General features: G+C 30.4%; 21 protein-coding genes and 2 pseudogenes. 5 read left to right on the forward strand and 18 right to left on the reverse strand.

The genetic code is table 11. The annotated features are described in order from the left end of the window. Nucleotides 1–27: 27 nt before the first annotated feature. The 3 genes from UMM65_RS02355 to UMM65_RS02365 are packed head-to-tail and all read right to left on the reverse strand — an operon-like array spanning nucleotide 28 to nucleotide 1,315. On the reverse strand, nucleotides 28–717 hold the full coding sequence (locus UMM65_RS02355) for a TlpA family protein disulfide reductase (protein WP_321974861.1): 690 nt from the start codon (nucleotides 715–717) through the stop codon (nucleotides 28–30). 40 nt (nucleotides 718–757) lie between these two features. After that, complete coding sequence (locus UMM65_RS02360; protein ID WP_321974862.1) at nucleotides 758–1,120, reverse strand: hypothetical protein; 363 nt, start codon at nucleotides 1,118–1,120, stop codon at nucleotides 758–760. 12 nt (nucleotides 1,121–1,132) lie between these two features. Further along, nucleotides 1,133–1,315 carry a hypothetical protein gene (locus tag UMM65_RS02365; RefSeq protein WP_321974863.1) on the reverse strand — a complete coding sequence of 61 codons (183 nt, stop codon included), beginning with the start codon at nucleotides 1,313–1,315 and terminating at the stop codon, nucleotides 1,133–1,135. Between the two features lie 223 nt (nucleotides 1,316–1,538). Between UMM65_RS02365 and UMM65_RS02370 the strand changes: the two genes are divergently transcribed. After that, complete coding sequence (locus UMM65_RS02370) at nucleotides 1,539–2,981, forward strand: sensor histidine kinase (protein WP_321974865.1); 1,443 nt, start codon at nucleotides 1,539–1,541, stop codon at nucleotides 2,979–2,981. Nucleotides 2,982–2,985: 4 nt separating this feature from the next. Then, nucleotides 2,986–3,702 carry a response regulator transcription factor gene (locus UMM65_RS02375; protein ID WP_321974866.1) on the forward strand — a complete coding sequence of 239 codons (717 nt, stop codon included), beginning with the start codon at nucleotides 2,986–2,988 and terminating at the stop codon, nucleotides 3,700–3,702. A 14-nt stretch (nucleotides 3,703–3,716) separates the two neighbouring features. Here the strand turns inward: UMM65_RS02375 and UMM65_RS02380 are convergent, their stop codons facing one another. Genes UMM65_RS02380 through UMM65_RS02390 form a run of 3 tightly spaced genes read right to left on the reverse strand, consistent with a single transcriptional unit; the run spans nucleotide 3,717 to nucleotide 5,250 of the window. Beyond that, entirely contained in the window at nucleotides 3,717–4,505 is a 789-nt protein-coding gene (locus UMM65_RS02380; RefSeq protein WP_321974867.1) for an AAA family ATPase, read from the reverse strand. A gap of 9 nt (nucleotides 4,506–4,514) precedes the next feature. Further along, entirely contained in the window at nucleotides 4,515–4,817 is a 303-nt protein-coding gene (locus UMM65_RS02385) for a nucleotidyltransferase domain-containing protein (RefSeq protein WP_321974868.1), read from the reverse strand. 16 nt (nucleotides 4,818–4,833) lie between these two features. Then, a complete protein-coding gene (locus UMM65_RS02390; protein WP_321974869.1) occupies nucleotides 4,834–5,250 on the reverse strand; it encodes a nucleotidyltransferase substrate binding protein in 417 nt (138 codons plus the stop codon). A 133-nt stretch (nucleotides 5,251–5,383) separates the two neighbouring features. Here UMM65_RS02390 and UMM65_RS02395 point away from each other — a divergent pair, with 133 nt between their 5' ends. From UMM65_RS02395 to UMM65_RS02405, 3 genes are all read left to right on the forward strand, one after another. Further along, nucleotides 5,384–7,681 carry a type IA DNA topoisomerase gene (locus UMM65_RS02395; RefSeq protein WP_321974870.1) on the forward strand — a complete coding sequence of 766 codons (2,298 nt, stop codon included), beginning with the start codon at nucleotides 5,384–5,386 and terminating at the stop codon, nucleotides 7,679–7,681. 146 nt (nucleotides 7,682–7,827) lie between these two features. Continuing rightward, on the forward strand, nucleotides 7,828–8,001 hold the full coding sequence (locus UMM65_RS02400; protein ID WP_321974871.1) for a hypothetical protein: 174 nt from the start codon (nucleotides 7,828–7,830) through the stop codon (nucleotides 7,999–8,001). A gap of 36 nt (nucleotides 8,002–8,037) precedes the next feature. After that, nucleotides 8,038–8,523, forward strand: a complete 486-nt coding sequence (locus UMM65_RS02405; RefSeq protein ID WP_415859547.1) for a DUF1853 family protein — start codon at nucleotides 8,038–8,040, stop codon at nucleotides 8,521–8,523. On the opposite strand, the pseudogene UMM65_RS02410 reads toward UMM65_RS02405, so the two are convergent. The 12 genes and pseudogenes from UMM65_RS02410 to UMM65_RS02460 all read right to left on the reverse strand — a co-directional run. Continuing rightward, nucleotides 8,489–8,589 (reverse strand): annotated as a pseudogene (locus tag UMM65_RS02410) (IS200/IS605 family transposase); the annotation flags it as partial. The gene UMM65_RS02405 and the pseudogene UMM65_RS02410 overlap by 35 nt on opposite strands. A 109-nt stretch (nucleotides 8,590–8,698) precedes the next feature. Beyond that, nucleotides 8,699–8,913: pseudogene (locus tag UMM65_RS17710) on the reverse strand (IS982 family transposase); the annotation flags it as partial. A 141-nt stretch (nucleotides 8,914–9,054) separates the two neighbouring features. Next, the gene (locus UMM65_RS02415; RefSeq protein WP_321974872.1) at nucleotides 9,055–9,828 is read right to left on the reverse strand and encodes a formyltransferase family protein; all 774 of its coding nucleotides are present in this window, start codon (nucleotides 9,826–9,828) and stop codon (nucleotides 9,055–9,057) included. Between the two features lie 17 nt (nucleotides 9,829–9,845). Beyond that, entirely contained in the window at nucleotides 9,846–10,772 is a 927-nt protein-coding gene (locus UMM65_RS02420) for a polysaccharide deacetylase family protein (protein WP_321974873.1), read from the reverse strand. 1 nt (nucleotide 10,773) lies between these two features. Further along, a complete protein-coding gene (locus tag UMM65_RS02425) occupies nucleotides 10,774–11,532 on the reverse strand; it encodes a polysaccharide deacetylase family protein (protein ID WP_321974874.1) in 759 nt (252 codons plus the stop codon). Nucleotides 11,533–11,551: 19 nt separating this feature from the next. Then, the gene (locus UMM65_RS02430; protein ID WP_321974875.1) at nucleotides 11,552–12,649 is read right to left on the reverse strand and encodes a sugar-transfer associated ATP-grasp domain-containing protein; all 1,098 of its coding nucleotides are present in this window, start codon (nucleotides 12,647–12,649) and stop codon (nucleotides 11,552–11,554) included. An 11-nt stretch (nucleotides 12,650–12,660) separates the two neighbouring features. Then, a complete protein-coding gene (locus UMM65_RS02435) occupies nucleotides 12,661–13,701 on the reverse strand; it encodes a glycosyltransferase family 4 protein (RefSeq protein ID WP_321974876.1) in 1,041 nt (346 codons plus the stop codon). A gap of 14 nt (nucleotides 13,702–13,715) precedes the next feature. Next, entirely contained in the window at nucleotides 13,716–14,393 is a 678-nt protein-coding gene (locus tag UMM65_RS02440) for a hypothetical protein (protein ID WP_321974877.1), read from the reverse strand. Further along, the gene (locus tag UMM65_RS02445; protein ID WP_321974878.1) at nucleotides 14,380–15,024 is read right to left on the reverse strand and encodes a hypothetical protein; all 645 of its coding nucleotides are present in this window, start codon (nucleotides 15,022–15,024) and stop codon (nucleotides 14,380–14,382) included. Before UMM65_RS02445 ends, UMM65_RS02440 begins: the two co-directional genes overlap by 14 nt. Further along, complete coding sequence (locus tag UMM65_RS02450) at nucleotides 15,014–16,153, reverse strand: glycosyltransferase family 4 protein (RefSeq protein WP_321974879.1); 1,140 nt, start codon at nucleotides 16,151–16,153, stop codon at nucleotides 15,014–15,016. Before UMM65_RS02450 ends, UMM65_RS02445 begins: the two co-directional genes overlap by 11 nt. 2 nt (nucleotides 16,154–16,155) lie before the next feature. After that, entirely contained in the window at nucleotides 16,156–17,253 is a 1,098-nt protein-coding gene (locus tag UMM65_RS02455; protein ID WP_321974880.1) for a DUF354 domain-containing protein, read from the reverse strand. A 16-nt stretch (nucleotides 17,254–17,269) separates the two neighbouring features. Then, nucleotides 17,270–18,298 carry a lipid II:glycine glycyltransferase FemX gene (locus UMM65_RS02460; RefSeq protein ID WP_321974881.1) on the reverse strand — a complete coding sequence of 343 codons (1,029 nt, stop codon included), beginning with the start codon at nucleotides 18,296–18,298 and terminating at the stop codon, nucleotides 17,270–17,272. Nucleotides 18,299–18,303 lie beyond the last annotated feature (5 nt).

The raw sequence follows: 18,303 nt of genomic DNA on the forward strand, positions 1-18,303 counted from the left end.
TTATTTTAATTTTATTTTAAGATTTAGCTAGAGTAAGTTTTCCAATAATTCTCTAAATAATTTTCCTCCTTTAGGACTCATCCCTACAACATATCTCACAACTCCTTTTTTATCAATAAATATATTCAAAGGATACATACTATTATTTAGTTTGTCCATTTCTTTTTTTGCATCCACAGTAAGTAGAAAATTAAATGTATTTTTCTCTAAGAACTTAGAAACTTTTGCGTAAGATTCAAATGTTACTGCTATAAAATTGGCCTTATTATTATATTCATCTTTCAAATTATTCAATTCTGGCATTTCTTCAATACATGGTGGACATCTTGTAAACCATAAATTAACTAAAGTAGGACGTCCATTATTACTATTTAAAGAAACTGTTTTCCCGTCTATAGTTTTAAGCGAATCTATAAGAAGTTTTGTTCCTATAAATGCTTTGGCATTAGTAAGTGGATTTTCCATCTCTTTCGGAAATCTTATATTCCAATAGGTGATAATTAAGGAATCATTTTTGCTCTTTTCCGATATAATCATTTCATCCAAGTTAAATTGCATTGAAAGAGAGTCGTTTAATTTCTTATACTGACTTTCTTCAATTATTTTGTTTGTAAAAAAATCTTTATAAAAGATTGAGTTAGTTTTCGATTTTTCTTTATTTATGCAAGCTCCGATAGAAATAATTATTAGAATTAAAAGAATCATTTTTCTTATCATATTTTTACTTTTTATATTAGTAATGATAGTTTTATATTTTTTAATTTAACTTTATTTTAATGTGAATATCATTTTTGCCATCAGCTGATTTAACGGTCATTTCTGAAGTAACCGTTGAAGGGTTTCCTGAACCAACGGTAATCAAAGTAGTTGGTGACTTTGAATTTAAAAACATAATTTGGTTGTCTTCAAATTTTAAAATTTTGTGAACCCCTAACGCTTTCATTTCTTTGTCCGCTACAACTTCTTCAAAACTTGAATAGGTCTTTTGGGTGGTCTTACCATCTTTAACAACGGTTAGTTCTAAAGAGGTCTTTTTTACGCTGCTAGTATCCTGAGCGTTAACAATGCTGGTTATAAATAATAATACTATTATTATAATAGTTTTTATAATTGAGATCATACTTTTTTATTTTTAGTGATTGATTACTTTTGTTGTTAGTGAAAATGATGTTTCATTACTTTTTACCACTACAGTTTTAGAAGATGTATTTACTTGCTCTTCCTTCTTTAATTCGTAGTTATTTTGTAGTACCATAATAGAAACTACTATTAATATAAAAACTACGGGTTTGATAAAATTTACTAGATGTTTCATAATTAATTGTTTTTTATGTTATTTGATGGTACAAATGTAAACCGACATCAACATATATTTAGTCAACAAATAATTAAACAAGCTTAAACAAAACTTAAATTTTCAGTCCTTTTCTGAATTAAATATGGGAAATCTTAAAAATCCTTAAATTCAATTAAATAAGACTAAATGAAGCGTTTATACTTATAATAAATTTTACATTTGTTACTTATATTCTATTATTATGAACAAACGCACATTTAGATTTGTACTCTTATTAATGGCCATTTCTGCTGTTTCAGCTATATTCTTTCAAATAAACTGGCTTAAGGACAGTCAACAACTGACCAATAAAATTTTTGAAGAGAACGCCAGGTTAGCGATAACAACAACTGCCAATATTATTAGTGAAGATCAACAAAATGAAAATATTATGATCGATGGTCACGTAGATGCGGGATGGCATTATAATTCTAAAGATTCTTTATATAGTTTTAATTTTTATTCGGTATCAAAATATAAAGACTCACCTCCTTATACTAAAGATTTTTATAATCAGCTAGAGGCATTAAATCAATCTTTTACGGAGCATATAACTCAAGATACTACTGTGATGAAACGAGTAACCGTAATATACAGTCAGCATAACAATGCCATTTCAAGTGTTTACGAAAGAATAAATATTGATAGTATCCTAAAAAGTAATCTTCAAAAGAATAATATTAATTTAAAATTTAGCTATGGTTTTTATCACACACATGATTCAACATTCTATAATATTGGAGGTGAAAAGGTTAAAGATACCTTGGTTTTAAGAGATGCGAAGTTTAAAGTTAAAGTAGAACAGGTGCCAACGATGCATGTACAATTATATGATAGCAGCTCTTATGTCTATAAAAAATTACTGGCCAACATTATAGGTTCTACCCTACTGGTACTTATCGTAATCTCTAGTTTTGCCTATGCACTTCGAATAATAATGAAACAAAAAAAACTATCACAAATCAAAACCGATTTTATCAATAATATGACTCACGAGCTGAAAACACCTTTAGCCACCATTGGTATGGCAACCGCCACCATTGAAGAACCCGATATTATAAAAAACCCCGAGGTAGTTAAACAGTTTACCAAAGTTATTAAAGAAGAAAACGAACGTATGAACAGGCAAATTGAAATGGTACTTAATGTAGCTAAAGAAGATGAAACCATTGCTAAACTCAACAAGAAAGTTGTAGATATAAACGATATATTAGAACCGATTATAGAACACAATCGCATTAGGGTTAAAAGAAATAAAGGAGGTATTACATACAAGCCCAATGCCGTAAATACGACAATTGAATGTGATGAAATTCATATCTACCAAGCCATTAACAACCTTGTGGATAATGCTATTAAATATTCTAAAGACCCTATAGAAATTACCATAAGCAGCAAAAATAAGGATGGTTTTTTAATTATTAATGTAACGGATAAAGGTATCGGTATTAAAAAACAAGATGAAAGTCTTATTTTTGATAAATTTTATCGTGTACCGACCAAAGATGTGCACAATGTCAAAGGTTTTGGCCTAGGTTTAAATTATGTAAAAAGGATAGCAACGGCACATAATGGAGCTGTTCATTTTAAGCGAAATGCCATTGGAAGTACTTTTTCAATTCAATTGCCTCTAAAAAAAGCATAAATAAATGGGTGAAATTATAGAAAAACATATTTTACTGGTAGAAGATGATCCCAATTTCGGATTGGTACTAAAAAGTTACCTTGAAATAAAAAAATACAACGTCGTACTCTGTGCAGATGGTAATGATGCTATAAAAATGGCGAAGAGTCAACCGTTTGATTTATTTATTCTTGATGTAATGTTACCTAACAAAGATGGATTTACCATCGCCAAAGAATTGAAAGAACAACAAATTATTGCTCCCTTTATTTTCTTGACCGCTCGTGCCATGCGAGAGGATAAAATCAAGGGATTTCAGCTTGGGGCGTTAGACTATTTGGTAAAGCCTTTTGACCCTGAAATATTATTTTTAAAAATACAGGCATTATTAAATAGAGATCAGCCCGTAATAGAAGCCCCACAAACCGAAACCCATTTTGAGATCGGTAATTTTCAACTAGATTCCGTACAACAAATATTAAATTATAAAGGTAAAGAAACAAAACTCACCTACAAGGAAAGTGAACTGTTACGTATGCTTATTGAACATAAAGATAACATTTTAATTCGCTCTCAAGCACTTTCCGAAATATGGGGCGATGACAATTATTTTACCACTAAAAGCATGGATGTTTATGTTACCAAGCTTCGTAAACATCTTAAAAAAGACACAGAGCACACTATTGAAATACAGAACATTCATGGTAAAGGATTTAGGTTGTTGATTTCCGATAGTGAATAAAAATATGAATTACCTCAAAAATGCCTCAAATACCCCTCAGGATTATTTAAAAATGATTTTGTAATGGAATAATGCTCGGTGTTTTCCAACGCTACTTTTTTCATTCCATTTTCCGTTATTTCATAGATTGTAGCTCCGGGTAGTGCCATTAACATTGGCGAATGCGTTGCAATTATAAATTGTGAAACATTGGTTTTTAAATGCTCTAAAATATAATAGATTAAGGAAAGTTGTTTTGCTGGCGATAATGCTGCTTCAGGTTCATCCAATAAAAAAATACCTTTTTGATTTATCTTTTCGTGCATGATTTGCAAATAGGCTTCCCCATGCGAAAATGCTTGCAATTCCTGCCCATAATTCCTACGCATATGGTGAATTTGATAATTGGCACTTTCCCGCATTTCTTTAAGGATTTGCTCAGGTACTTCCCCTTCTAAATCTCGTAGGGAATCATAAACATAAGCATCTGCTCTATCAACACTATTAATAAAGTCCCCAAAATCTTCTGCTCTAAAAAAGAACCCAATACTTCGTTCAATTTTCCATTGTAATTCCAAATAAGGTAATAAAGCTCTTGCGGCTTTAAAACTGTTTTTTTGATAATCGGCACCATCTATATGTGGTAATTGCAATCGGTACGCTAGTGCTTCTAACAAAGTCGATTTTCCAACACCGTTGTCGCCAATGATAAAAGTGATTGGAGTTTCAAATTCAATATTTTTTGCAAATTTTACACCATAAGTATTAAAAGGAAATGGATTTGTCCTTTCTGTGTTGATGCTGAATGATGAGAGGTAGGACATAGCGGGTTTTTACTGTTTTTGGTAAAAAATTTTGCCTACTCGATCAATATGATTTATTAAATCTTGGTTCTTTAATTTTTCAAAAACGGTAACATCGAATTTATAAGGTAGCATCAAATTATCAAGTTGACTTTCTATTCTTAATAAATTGTCAAAACTAATGTCACCTTTTAACGTAATATCTATATCTGAACTCGGTCTGTAGTTTCCTTTTGCACGTGAGCCAAAAAGTATGGCCTGTTCTATTTCTTTATTGTTATAAAAAATGCCTACTATTTTCCCAATAGTTTTATTATTTAATCCGTATTTCATTTTTCTACGAAATTTTTTAGGCGTTATCTTTCAATTTTATCATTTTCTTATTAAAATCATTCAACAAAGTAGCATAATCATTCAATATGTTCTCTACAATTTCTTTTGCGGTTTCTTCATCATATGTATGGCTTGTTTTATTACGGCTAACTATCATATCCATCCAAATTTCCCCATTGGTAATTAGTTCAAATTTAAATGCTTCTCTTGTAGCATCTCTACTTCCCCTTATTTCTGCATTTCCTTGATAAAAAAAATAATCTTTCATTACATTCCAAGCCAATTCATGCGTAAACTCAAAGGATTGGATTAAACCTTGTTGCTCTAAATCGTTCAAAGGTCTTTCATTTGCAAGGTTTACTCCTTTATTTAACTGCCCCAAAGCTTTGTTAAAATTACTTAACCTCTGATGCCAACGTATATCTTTTGTCATAATAACGGTTTTACCTATGAAAAATCAAATATAGGGATATTATAAATAATGTTCAATTGTTGTTTCCCTAAAAATTCCTCTTGCCCTACCCCTTTTTTATTGTTAATTTGCATCTCTTAAATTGAATAAAAAAATGAAGGTGTGTATTGCCGAAAAGCCGAGTGTAGCACGAGAAATTGCTACCGTATTAGGTGCAAAAACCAGACATGATGGTTATTATGAAGGCAACGGTTATGCGGTTACTTACACTTTTGGACATTTATGTACGTTACAAGAACCCAATGATTATAAACCCCATTGGAAAAGTTGGGATCTGAACAACCTCCCTATGCTCCCTGAAAAATTTAAAACCAAAGTGGTTGAAAACACAGGGATTACAAAGCAATTCAGCATTGTAAAAAGCTTATTTGATAAAGCCGAAGTGGTCATTAATTGTGGGGATGCGGGGCAAGAAGGGGAATTGATTCAACGTTGGGTATTAGACCAAGCCAATTATAAAGGTAAAGTACAACGGTTATGGATTTCTTCCTTAACTACAGAAGCCATTAAAGAGGGTTTCGAGAATCTAAAACCGGCTGAAGATTATGATAATCTCTATTACGCGGGATTTTCAAGAGCTATTGGCGATTGGTTATTGGGTATGAATGCTACCAGATTATACACAGTAAAACATGGTGGTTATAAACAAGTATTATCTGTGGGTAGAGTGCAAACCCCAACGTTGGCCATGGTAGTCAATCGTTTTAAGGAAATTGAAAATTTTAAGCCGCAACCCTATTGGGAATTGCAAACAATGTATCGTGATACTTTGTTTAGTTATGAAGAAGGTCGCTTCTTAAAAATGGAAGATGGTCAAGTTTTGGCGGATAAAGTTAAAGAAGATGATTTTGAAATTGTTTCCGTAACCAAAAAGAAAGGCAAAGATTACGCACCAAAACTTTTTGATTTAACAGGATTACAGGTCTATTGCAATAAAAAATTTGGATTTTCAGCGGATGAAACGTTAAAAATAGTCCAAAAACTCTATGAGCAAAAAGTAGTAACCTATCCACGTGTAGATACTACTTTCTTACCGAATGATGTCTATCCAAAAGTTGCCGGTATTCTTAAAAATCTAACCAAATACAGTGGGTTAACACAACCCTTATTAGGTAAAAAGATAAAGAAATCGAGTAAAGTTTTTAATGATAAAAAAGTAACCGATCACCATGCTATAATCCCTACTGGAGTACAAATAAACCTCCAATACAATCAGCAACAGGTCTATGATATAATTACCAAACGTTTTATAGCTGTTTTTTATGAGGATTGTTCGGTTTCCAATACCACCGTCATTGGAAAAGCGGCGGATGTAAATTTTAAAACGACAGGTAAAGAAATTCTTAAAAAGGGATGGCGAGTGGTTTTTGAGGATAAGAACTCAGAACAGAAACCGAATGAAGCCGGTATGTTACCTAATTTTATTAAGGGAGAAAAAGGACCACATGAACCGTCCTTCTTAGAAAAACAAACCAAACCACCCAATCAGTTTACTGAGGCTTCCCTTCTACGTGCCATGGAAACCGCTGGCAAACAAGTAGATGATGAGGAATTGCGTGATTTGATGAAAGATAACGGTATTGGCAGACCTTCTACCCGAGCCAACATAATTGAAACACTTTTTAGACGGCAATATATCAAACGGAATAAAAAGCAATTGTTACCTACGGTTACGGGAATCAAACTGATCGATACCATCCAAAACGATTTGTTGAAATCGGCCGAATTGACCGGAAAATGGGAAAAGCAACTGAAAGACATTGAAAAAGGCGAATTTAGTGCGGGTACTTTTATCAATAATATGAAACGTATGGTAGATCAATTGGTTTATGAAGTACGAAGTGAAACCAAGCGTGCCAATATTTCTCAAACCATTACCTTACAAAATCGTGAAAAAGAAAAAAAGGTCAAAAAAAGAGCTGGTATTGCTGCTGAAACTTGTCCTAAATGTAAAAAAGGCACTTTATTAAAAGGCAAAAGTGCCTACGGCTGTAGTAATTACAAAAATGGTTGCAATTTTATTTTACCCTTTACCTTTATGGAAAAGAAGATTTCCGAAAAGCAATTGATTCGTTTACTTCAGAAAGAATCGACCGTAAACTTAAAGGGATTTAAAACGAGCAATGGTTCAGTAGAAGGTTTAGTCCGTTTTAATGAGCAATTTAATTTAGTGCTTGAAGAAAAGCAATCTGTAAAAAAAGCACCCTCGAATAAACTAATTTGCCCAAAATGTAAAAAAGGTACTATTCTCAAAGGCAAAGAAGCCTATGGTTGCAGTAATTACAAATCGGGCTGTAAATTTATATTTCCTTTTAAGAAAATTAGAGAAAAAGCAGGTAACAAACCACTGACCAAGGAATTGGTATATGCGATATTAAGTGGTGATATTTAACCACAATGAACACTAGGACAGTTCACAAAGGACACAAAGCAATGCTGCTTTAACTTATTCTTAGTGATCTTTGTGCTTTACTTTGTGTGCTTAGTGGTTGTGAGCCTTCCATCGCTCAACATAAAAATCCTTTAACATTGACTATAATGTACTCCAAATCAAAAGATATCCAAAATCAATTTCAAGGTTATATAAACACACCATTGTTATGGAAAGAAAATACCGTATTTGGTTTACAACAGTTAAAACTTCCTAAGTATAACCATACCATTTTTAACGAACAAATTACCAACAACTTAAGGTTAGGTAAACGTGCATAACGTTTTGTAAGTCAAGAACTTAAGTGCTACGAAAATATTAAAATATTAACTGAAAACATACAGGTACAACATGATAAAAGAACTGTTGGTGAATTGGATTGCATTTTAATTAAAGATAATACACCCATCCATTTAGAAATTATTTATAAGTTTTATTTGTATGATAATAGTGTAGGATCAAGTGAAATTGAACATTGGATTGGTCCCAATCGCAATGACACTTTACTTAAGAAACTAACCAAGCTCAAAGAAAAGCAACTGCCACTACTCTATTCTGAGCATACCAAACCAATTCTGGATGATTTTAATCTTAACCCAAAAATCATAAATCAACTGGTATATTTTAAGGCTCAATTATTCACACCGTACAACATCTTATTGCCCGAATTTACCTTAGTAAAAATCACACTTCTAAGAAGGTGGCTTTGGACAGCCCCAATAGGGGGCGACAAAGGTATGGTCAAAAACCAAACCTTTGTTGCTGATCCTCAATACGCTTTTCTTCTTTTTCTTGATATTTGACATATTTTTTATCATTTCCTCATCCAATCCAATAGTACTCACAAAATATCCACGAGCCCAAAAGTGATCTTATATTTGCTCATAGCACAAATATAAGGCATAGCCAACAGAATATTACTACCTGTAAAGCAGGTGGATTTCAAAGTAAATTAAAATGTGAAGTCAACTTTAATCAAATACTATTGAGATTATTAGCAAGTTTCCTTCTTCGTCTATTATAGACACTTCGTTCTATTTTTTGATAATAAGATTTTGGAAAGTTTTCTAAACAGGTCGTTTTCGCTATCTATTCACATAAATTCAGCGATCAGGCTCAAACCGATCATCAGTTCTAGGTCGTTCAGCTTTAGTCGATGCCCCAGTTAGATTAAAAAGTTGTTCTCTTGATATTTTTTTAAATACTTATAAAATTCTTTCGTAATTTGCACTAAAGTGTTCATAATAAATGTTTTATTGCTAAAACAATTTACTGATTATCAGTAATATGGATAACTTTTTCTGTTTAATCATAATGCACAATAGGTTATTATTCTAATAATATACTGATCTAATTCTTTTTTTTCTATAAGCAAAGGCCTCTTTTAAACTGGGGGTTGTATTATAAGTTGCAATGTCATCGTCATTATTAATAAAATTATGTTCTTTACTCTCTAAAATCTCTAAGGCTTCAATCATCGCTTTTGCTGCAATTGTATAATTTTTTTTTACAATTGAATTGAAATTATCCTTTTTTGTAACTTTATATTTCTTTTGGACAATTATATCACCAGAATCAATACCTTCTTCAACAAAGTGTATAGAAACTCCTGTTTCTTCTTCACCATTAAAAGCTACCCAGAAAGGAGTTAACCTTCCTCTATTCTTAGGTAATAAAGCGTTATGCCTATTTAAAACTCCTATTTTAGGAATATCAAGTAACTCTTTTTTGATAATGTTTTGGCTTTGGTTTATAATTACATCAAGATTAAGAGCTACTAAGTAATCCCTAAATTTTTTGCTATTTGGAGTAGTTATAGTTTGAGTAGGGATGCCTTTAGATAATGCATAACCCGCAATAGTCGGATCCTTAGCAACCCCTAACCTATAGAGTTTCTTTCTTACTTTAAAAATAATTGTTTTAAGAGAAGTCTTAATAAAATGCCACGGACCCATAATAAGTAATAATGAAAAGACATAGGTATATTTAGATTTACCTTTCGAAAGTGTCAGCCGATTCCCTTTTGGTATTGCTAAACCGACAATTTCGTCATGTTTTGCATCAATAATTTCTTTAATAAAATCATATGTTTGGATAGGATCATCCATAGTAATTATAAATATTCTCATTTCAACAGACCTTTTTGTTTACAGAACTCTTTTATGGTGCAAAACTCGAATTTATGTTTATGAAAATATTTAATTTCCCTTTCGTATATCTTAACACCTTTAATACCAAGGTTCTTTACCTTTAATTTGGAGCGAACAGTATCTTGTAAAAAAGAAGCCACTATGTTTTTTGACCTTTTATTAATTTGTCTTTTTTCATAGCTTTCATCAATAAATTCGTTTGGATGTGTGTCAAATACAATAGGTTTTCCCGTTTTAGATGCTTCGAATGCCATGATTCTACGTTGAATGGCAGTAAAATATGGAAAAATACGCATGGTTGTACTTAGATATGGTATTAACGAAGCACTTAATGGTACTTCAATAATTTGCCCATCTCCTTTCTTAAATAATGAATCCTTACTTGTTCTATAGGGCAGTCTTGGTGCGGTTAACCAATTTAATTTTTTTAAACTTCCAAAGGACATAAACATATCGAATCTTTGTGATGCTACAGAACTATCAATTTTATAACCCGTTTCGGCCAAAGCAATTGCCGTATCATTATTTACGCGTAATGCTGGAGCCCTGAATGAGATAATCTCCTCTCCTATTATGTTTTCAATTATATCTTTAGAAGTTTTTAAATGCCTAATTTGTTTTTCAAGTGGCATTACATCAAATCCATTTTTTTTTGTATGCGAAAGCCCATGGCTTCCTACTTCATGACCATAAGGCACAACCATTTTTACAATTTCGGGATATAATTTTGCAATGTAACCGGTAAAGTAAAAAGTTGATTTAACATCATATTTTTCGTATAAATCTAATAGCAATGGCATCCCTTCTGTTAATACTTTATACCCAGTTTCATCTCTTAAAGTATTATGCCAAATTGATGTAGTTTCAACATCATTTGATAATAAGCAATATTTCTTTTTCATACTACTTTCTATATTTTATAAGAATAGCTTTAACTACATTTTTAATGTTTTGCATTATAAATTCCTTAAACCATAAACCACCAACATCAAACCACCTATGTGGGTGTGTACTAATTATTAGTTGGTCAGGCATTTTATCTTGTCTAATCAAATCCATCATATGATCAATGCTTTCGATTGGGATATTAAATTTGGTTTTTACCTTATCTCTTACGATAACACTTTTTTTATTCCAGGCTCTGCCAGTGTCTGTTATATAAAAAACTTTATCATAGTCCACATCAAAATAGGGTTCTGCAATAATACCATCTTGCTTATAATTATACTTTTCCCATATTTGACGATTGTCAATTCTGTTTTCAGGGCTGCCGTGCATACAAACCGTTGTTACGGGATAAAAAGCACGAAAATAGGCTAAATTCTTTTTGTAATTTTCATAGGCTTTTTCAAAATTGCCTTTGGTTATGCCCAGATCTTCATAATGATAACCTACCTCATGTCCCATCGATACAATATTTTGAATCACATTTTTATCATTGCTTTCAGGCACAATTCTAAAGTAATAACTGCTTTTAACATTTAAATCTTTTTCTATTTTCCCCAGCCAAGTTGCATTTATAGACCTTCTATCTACATCATGTCTTAGTACAACTACTTTATCTTTTGGGTTATTTATAAATTCTTCAAAAGTTTGAAAAGCATAGTTTTTCTCAATTAAAACCTCAAGTAATTCTTTGTATTTTTTTAGGGTGAAATCCATATAATAATTTTAATTTACATTAGTAGGGCTTGAGTTGACTACAATATTTTAAAACTTCCTCAGTAAACTCACCAAAGAAAGGGCCATTTGTGTATTCATATGCATCTACCCCTTGCCCCATAACATTGTATTCTATTAATACGGTTTCATCTAAGTTATCAATAGCTAAATCCCAAGAAATTAATTTAAAATGTGGGATTTGCATATGAAGTTCCTTTACTTCGTGCTCTACTCTATCATAAAAAGGTATTTTAAAATCTACAAACTTAATTTTTGTATCAGTTTCATGATAAATATTAGAATCACCATCAAAACCTTTATCAAGTAAATTTCCATCAGGTTCAATCTGACAAAAAACACCTCCTTGTCCAGTATTATCAACATAGGAATTTATACGGCCAATACGCACTATACTATGCAATATATTAACTTGATTGTTCCAAAATAAGCTTACTATTCTTAAGGTATTAACAGAAGTTGGATTAAGAGATTTCATCTTCTTATTTTGCTTTAAGAAACTTTGAATAATATAATTTTTTTTATAACTAGCCAAAATTTGTTCTAAAGTTTGATTTTTATAATCTGTAATACCTTCTTTTAAATTAAAAACAATAATATTTTTACCTCCAAAGCTGTCGATTGAGGGTTTGATTATTAAGTTTTTAAATTGGTTACAGCGATCAATAACCTGTTGTTTGTTCAGCACTATATCATCATCATAAAAAACACCATTTATATTTTTTATGACGGTTTCAGGATGCTTAATTCCTTTAAAAAGTCTAGTAAAGTAATTTTTATCTGTCAATCCGACAGCCATACGATAGTCATTCAAACAGGGTTCTATAGTACTGTGAAATAAATCTTCAGGAAGATACTCTTTTCTAAAAATACCACTAAAATGAGTATTTATTTTATGAGATATTATACTGATGTTTTTAAACCCAAAAGAATTATAAAATTTCTTTGCTTCTTTAATTTGACTTTTCTCTAAAGAATTACAATTTAAGATACTAACCCTCTTCTTTAAGTGTTTTCTATTAACAAAAACTACAGATCTGTATGAAAAATATTTGTGAAGCCTTTTAAAAACACCTCTATTTACTGAATAAAAGTTCATATCTAAAATATTTAAAGATTAATCTCATTATGAATTATATTATAAAAGGTGCTATTTAATTCTGAAACCTTAGATACATTATAATTTGGATTCAAATTATTTTTTATTATTCTGACATTCTCTATGAAATCTTCTGGATTTGAATATTTAATTCCATCGTTATCTGTTCCTAAAAATTGACTAAGACTTCCATAATTCGTTGTTAAAACGGGAATTCCACAAGCTCTAGCTTCTAGAACAGATAGTGGCATACCTATTGAACTATTCTTCTTCATCACTGGAAAAATATATAAATCACTCAATTGATAAATTTCTTCGATATTTTCTATGTACCTATCTAAAATAATAATCCCTGATTTTACCAAATAATCCTTAAGAGAATCCTTTCCTAGAGCATCAGTAGGTGTTGAGCTACTGCTTACAATAACTACTTGATTATCTTCATTTTGCAGAGGAATCAATGTCTTTAAATTTCTGCCTTCATTTAGATGCCCCATATGCGAAATGATAAAGGCTTCCAATGGTAAATTATATTTTTTACGTAAAGTCTCTCTATTTTCACTTAGAGGCCTAAAAATTGATAAGTCAGTAAGCAGTGGTATTAATTGATTCTTAACCTTTATACTGCTCCAATAATTTTGTAGTGCAGGAGAAGGTGTAAATGCCATTTTTGGTTTAATAAAATTCACAATAAATTTCTGCCATGATTTGAGAGGTTTGGGTTGCAAAGCTATAAGTATTACTTTCGCTTTTTTAGCTAAATATGAAAACATTTTAAGTCTCAAATAAGTTGCAAAAGTACTAGATTGAAAAGGTATATATATGATTGAATCAGGATTAAAATTTTTAATCGATGATTTCACTTCTTTTGAATAGTAAAGTGCATTGGTCTCCACTATGTGTATATTGTCTTTTTGAAAGCCATGGCGACAAATTACCTTTAAATCGTAATTCTTATCTAAATCTAAAAACAAATTATAAACCGTTTTTTTAATACCCTCGTCATAAGGTGGATTCAGGTACTCAGATATAAATAATACTTTCTTTTTCATAAATAATGCAAGTCTTAAGCTATGGCGTTATTGAGTATTTGAGCCTCACGTATGGTCATTTTTTCTTTATAATAGTTGTCAATGGTATTGTAAGGGTCATATAGTACTACAGGGTTTTCTTGTTTGTTCGATCTTTTTAATGACTCTTCAGGAGTTTCAGAAATGAAAATATCTAAAGGAACTCCATTAAAATCTGCGATTTTCTTTTCTTTTACAAAAAATAGTATTGCAGATAAAATATTTTTTATTCCTGGTTTTATGACTAAAGAAACGTCAATGTCAGAGTTTCCATCCATTGTACCTCTACATATACCACCAGAGGATGTTGAATATAGAATCCAATTTTTATTATCAAGTCTCTCCTGAATAGCGTACAACTGATCGAATAATCTTATAGTAGGAATTTTAAACCATTTTATTCTATGCGTGAATATGACACAAAAATTACAATTAACAAACCAGTTAATTGTATGTGCAATTAAAAACCCAAAAATTAAACTACCTACTGTGGAAATATTAAATATATAATAAAGCATAACAAAAAATATTAACCCAAAAAACACGGTAAATGAGATTTTATACACTTTTTCTATTCTACTTCCAAGTGGTATTCCTTGAAATATCCAATTGGTAAAAATTAGCATCCAACTTAAATATTTATTATTAAGTATAATCTCTTTAATTTTCTTCATTTAAAATAAATTTAAAAGTATCTTTAAGTGTGGTTTTATAATCGTTATTATTATCAATAACTTTAATATTTAAATCTTTACTTAAAAGATTATATACATCGACCTTATATTTTAGCAATTCATCATGTAGTGTATCCTTTTTACGTTCTCTAATAACATTTTCATCCACTTTTAATATTACCATTTTAGTTCTTTCTGGTAGAGCTTTAACAAATTCCTTCCCTATCCATGTTTTATGCAAATTCATTTTTCTAGTATCTACTATTAAATCCGCTAGCGTATCAAGACTAAAACGGTCAAAAAGTATTATTTCATTATCCTTTATTTTTCGCTTTTCAAAGTACCATTTAATTTTAAAATCGATTACTTGCAATATGGGGAAAATCCATGATACAAAAGCAGACCTATAAAATTCATGCTTACTGTATTTTACACCATCAGTGGTATATCTTTTTGTTAAACCAACTAACCTACAATAAGCCATTAGTGGTTTTGAGATTATTTTTGGAGAACGTAGCCAAATATGTCTTGTTTTATGTCCTTGTGCAATAATTCTATCTTCTACTTCTTTTAAAATAGTGGTTTTGCCACTTCCATCCGATCCTGCTATATAAATGATACTATTTTTCATTAAGTATTTTTTTATATATATTAATCACTTTTTGATTTACCTTCTCCGTTGTATAATGCTGAATTGAATCAATGCAATTTTGTTTTAGTTTTGCTGATTTTTTAATTGCCAATTCTAATTTTTTAGCCAACTCGTCAATGCTGTCATTTTCAACTAAATAACCATTGTGCCCGTTTTTTATAACTAATGGTATATCTCCTACACAATTTGCTACCACAGGAATACCACAAGCTAACGATTCTTTTACCGATAAAGGGCTTCCTTCATTTCTAGAGTATAAAACAGAAACATCAGCTAAATTAAAAATTTCAGGCAGTTCATTCCTTTTTCTTATTCCTAAAAAAGTTATATAACTATCTAACTGTAAACGAGTGGTTAATTGTTTTATTTCATTCAACAAGATACCGTCTCCAACAAAAATTAATTTATATTCTAAATTTTCTTTTAATAATATTTCTAATGATTTAACTATTTCTTCAATTTTTTTGGGAGGTTCTAACCTACCAACATATAAAATTATTTTATCCGTTTTTAAAAAACCAAACTTTTCTCGTGCCTTTTGTTTGTCTAAAGGCTTAAATATTTCATTATTAACTCCTGTTGGTATTACATGTAGTTTATTCTTAAATTGAGGATATAACTTTAAATAGTAGGCTTTCGTTATTTCATCTACCGGCAGAATCGCGTTGGCCTTTTTTAATGCAAATCTTTCAAGAAAATTATAAATAATCCGAATTAATTTGCCTTTTCTGTCATTTATAATCCGTGCAGTTTGACCATGTAATGTAACTATGGAAGGTTTGTTTTTAAAAAATGTAAAAGCGGCAAAATGGTCCGGTCTATGTGCATGGATAATACTTTGTTTGGGTAATTTTATAAAAAAAGATTTAAAAAAAAGTATAATTAAAAATTTATTAGTGCTTGTAACGTTTTTTAAAATTTCTAAATATTCAAACCCTTCAGTTTTACTGAAATTATAAACTTTTCCAACAAATCCAATAGAGATTTTTTTTTGCAAGGAGAAATTTATTAATTCAATTATATACCCTTGAATACCTCCAATTGCCTTTAATTCTCTTTTCGTTTCTTTAGTTTCAAAAGAAATAACTCCGATATGATAAATTTTCATAACTATTTGAACTTATTTTGAAAGTCAGGATTCTCCCTCATGATTGAATGACTTTTAGGGTAATTTTTTATAAACCATGTAATAAACGCTGAGACATCTATTTTGTCTTTAAGAAGTCTACCCCTTTTTAAACTCCATTCATATCTTGAATTAGTGTTTTGTAAAATATCTTCGGCTTTATTTAAAGCCAAATCGAGATTCTCAGTCCTAATTCCCAATTCGTATTTTTCTTCTTGATCAATTAAATAGCCCAATGGTTTATCCCTCAAAGCAATCCATGGAACCCCAAGTACGCCAGCTTCTGAAGCGGTGGTTGTTCCTTCACCTATATATAATGAGCAAAAAGACAATAAATGTGCGTATTTTGAAGGATCTATTTTCAATTTATAAGCATCAAATCTATTGTCTAAATCACGTTCTGTAACGGAAATGAATACTTTAGCGTTGTAAACATGTTCGGCTTTTTTTATAAATTTCAAAATTTTCACATCATTATTATCTGCCTCGGATTTCAACCCAATATCATGCATAGCATTCAATGCAGAAAAACGCATTAGAACGATCTTATCTTCAACATTTAAACCTAATTTAGTTAAAATATGCACATCAGGTTTAAAATTATTAGGATGTAAATAAGCCAGTTCTTTATAACCATTAAATTTAATAATATTATCACCTGGAAGTGTTTTATAAAAGGAATCTATTAATAATAAAGAATCAATTCTTTTGTGTGAGTACTTAAAGTTAAAGGTAGCTGTCTCTGTATCTTCCCAACATATTAAAGGTAATTTATTAAATCTGCAGGCTAAACTTGAATATGGAGTTGCAGGAGAAAATATAACATCTGGTTTAAATTTTTTTATTTGCCTTACAATTCGAATAACTAAGGTAAAAATATTTAAAATTTTGCCAATAAACGATTCGCTACTGTTACCTATTACCACGCTGTTAAAACCGTAAGAATCAATTATTCTTTTGATTATTCCCTCCTTTTCAATGATAACAAAAAGGCATTTGCCATCTTCATTTTCAATCTTTTTTGCAGTCTCAAAGACTATATAAGGATCTACTGGATGGTAAACTATAAATAAAACTTTCATCAATTATGTACCTACTTTAATTATTTAATTTTTTTAGAATATTTAAGCCTAATTTCCCTATTTTAAATAAGTGTGAATTAAAAACTTTAGAATATCTACCATCTTCTACTAGCTGTCCACCAAATTGAGACTTAAAATCTCTTACCCCATAATCTTCTCCTCTAATACCAGCTCCCATAAAATCAAATGTTTGCAGATTATTGTCTAATCCGTATTTTATAACTGACCAAGCAGCCAAGGTGCTTGGATATTGATGCTTAAAATCATAATCTAAACCACCTCGATACCAATCATATATACATTTATCGTCCATAAGAAAAAAACCTCCACCTATTATTTTTTTTTGATATTGCAAAGCTACAACACTGGCAAATTTTTGCTTACAAAGGTTTTCGAAAAATGCTAATTTATGGAGGGGCTTCTTTACTTTCTCTTTATAAATTTTATAAATTACATTATAAACACCAATTATATTTTCAGAACTGTTTTCGTAAGAAATTACCACTCCTTCTCTTTGACTCCGTCTGATTTGTCTTCTTTTTTCAGATTTTAATAATTTAAAAACATCATCTTCAGATGTAAGATCTATCTTATAATTCTGATATGGAATATATTCGTATTTATGATTAATGTAAACATCATTAAGATTTGAATAATCACTGAAATTTCTTATTTCACTGTAAATTGCCATAGATGAAATGGTTTTATTTAAGTTTTGTAATAAAAAATTAAACACTTCTGATTGATCAACATTTTTGTCAATTATAGGACCACCATAGAATATGGCTCTTTTAGTGAAAAATTTCATGATTTTATTGCCATTTGTTTGTATAATACCAGTAAATATAGCTATTAATCCATTATTTTTTGATTTTACACCAAAGGCAATAGGACTATAATTGTCTTGTTTTTTCCAAAATGTATACATTTCGGACGTTTGAAAAACATTTCTATTGGACGAATTTGCATATAAGGCAATCCATTCTTTTTTATCAATACTTTCAAAATCCTTACAAAAAATAAAATTGTTATCATTTTCATCCATATATC

The organism is Aureibaculum koreense, assembly GCF_034296135.1.
Lineage (GTDB): Bacteria > Bacteroidota > Bacteroidia > Flavobacteriales > Flavobacteriaceae > Aureibaculum.

What these genes read in the sequence shown, in the direction of transcription:
- UMM65_RS02395 (WP_321974870.1), top strand. Translation starts at nt 5,384, where the DNA reads ATGAAGGTGTGTATTGCCGAAAAGCCGAGTGTAGCACGAGAAATTGCT.
- UMM65_RS02445 (WP_321974878.1), bottom strand. Translation starts at nt 15,024, where the DNA reads ATGAAAAATAGTATCATTTATATAGCAGGATCGGATGGAAGTGGCAAA.
- UMM65_RS02440 (WP_321974877.1), bottom strand. Translation starts at nt 14,393, where the DNA reads ATGAAGAAAATTAAAGAGATTATACTTAATAATAAATATTTAAGTTGG.
- UMM65_RS02370 (WP_321974865.1), top strand. Translation starts at nt 1,539, where the DNA reads ATGAACAAACGCACATTTAGATTTGTACTCTTATTAATGGCCATTTCT.
- UMM65_RS02450 (WP_321974879.1), bottom strand. Translation starts at nt 16,153, where the DNA reads ATGAAAATTTATCATATCGGAGTTATTTCTTTTGAAACTAAAGAAACG.
- UMM65_RS02435 (WP_321974876.1), bottom strand. Translation starts at nt 13,701, where the DNA reads ATGAAAAAGAAAGTATTATTTATATCTGAGTACCTGAATCCACCTTAT.
- UMM65_RS02460 (WP_321974881.1), bottom strand. Translation starts at nt 18,298, where the DNA reads ATGGATGAAAATGATAACAATTTTATTTTTTGTAAGGATTTTGAAAGT.
- UMM65_RS02355 (WP_321974861.1), bottom strand. Translation starts at nt 717, where the DNA reads ATGATAAGAAAAATGATTCTTTTAATTCTAATAATTATTTCTATCGGA.
- UMM65_RS02360 (WP_321974862.1), bottom strand. Translation starts at nt 1,120, where the DNA reads ATGATCTCAATTATAAAAACTATTATAATAATAGTATTATTATTTATA.
- UMM65_RS02420 (WP_321974873.1), bottom strand. Translation starts at nt 10,772, where the DNA reads ATGAAAAAGAAATATTGCTTATTATCAAATGATGTTGAAACTACATCA.
- UMM65_RS02390 (WP_321974869.1), bottom strand. Translation starts at nt 5,250, where the DNA reads ATGACAAAAGATATACGTTGGCATCAGAGGTTAAGTAATTTTAACAAA.
- UMM65_RS02415 (WP_321974872.1), bottom strand. Translation starts at nt 9,828, where the DNA reads ATGGATGATCCTATCCAAACATATGATTTTATTAAAGAAATTATTGAT.
- UMM65_RS02375 (WP_321974866.1), top strand. Translation starts at nt 2,986, where the DNA reads ATGGGTGAAATTATAGAAAAACATATTTTACTGGTAGAAGATGATCCC.
- UMM65_RS02425 (WP_321974874.1), bottom strand. Translation starts at nt 11,532, where the DNA reads ATGGATTTCACCCTAAAAAAATACAAAGAATTACTTGAGGTTTTAATT.
- UMM65_RS02380 (WP_321974867.1), bottom strand. Translation starts at nt 4,505, where the DNA reads ATGTCCTACCTCTCATCATTCAGCATCAACACAGAAAGGACAAATCCA.
- UMM65_RS02400 (WP_321974871.1), top strand. Translation starts at nt 7,828, where the DNA reads ATGTACTCCAAATCAAAAGATATCCAAAATCAATTTCAAGGTTATATA.
- UMM65_RS02385 (WP_321974868.1), bottom strand. Translation starts at nt 4,817, where the DNA reads ATGAAATACGGATTAAATAATAAAACTATTGGGAAAATAGTAGGCATT.
- UMM65_RS02365 (WP_321974863.1), bottom strand. Translation starts at nt 1,315, where the DNA reads ATGAAACATCTAGTAAATTTTATCAAACCCGTAGTTTTTATATTAATA.
- UMM65_RS02455 (WP_321974880.1), bottom strand. Translation starts at nt 17,253, where the DNA reads ATGAAAGTTTTATTTATAGTTTACCATCCAGTAGATCCTTATATAGTC.
- UMM65_RS02430 (WP_321974875.1), bottom strand. Translation starts at nt 12,649, where the DNA reads ATGAACTTTTATTCAGTAAATAGAGGTGTTTTTAAAAGGCTTCACAAA.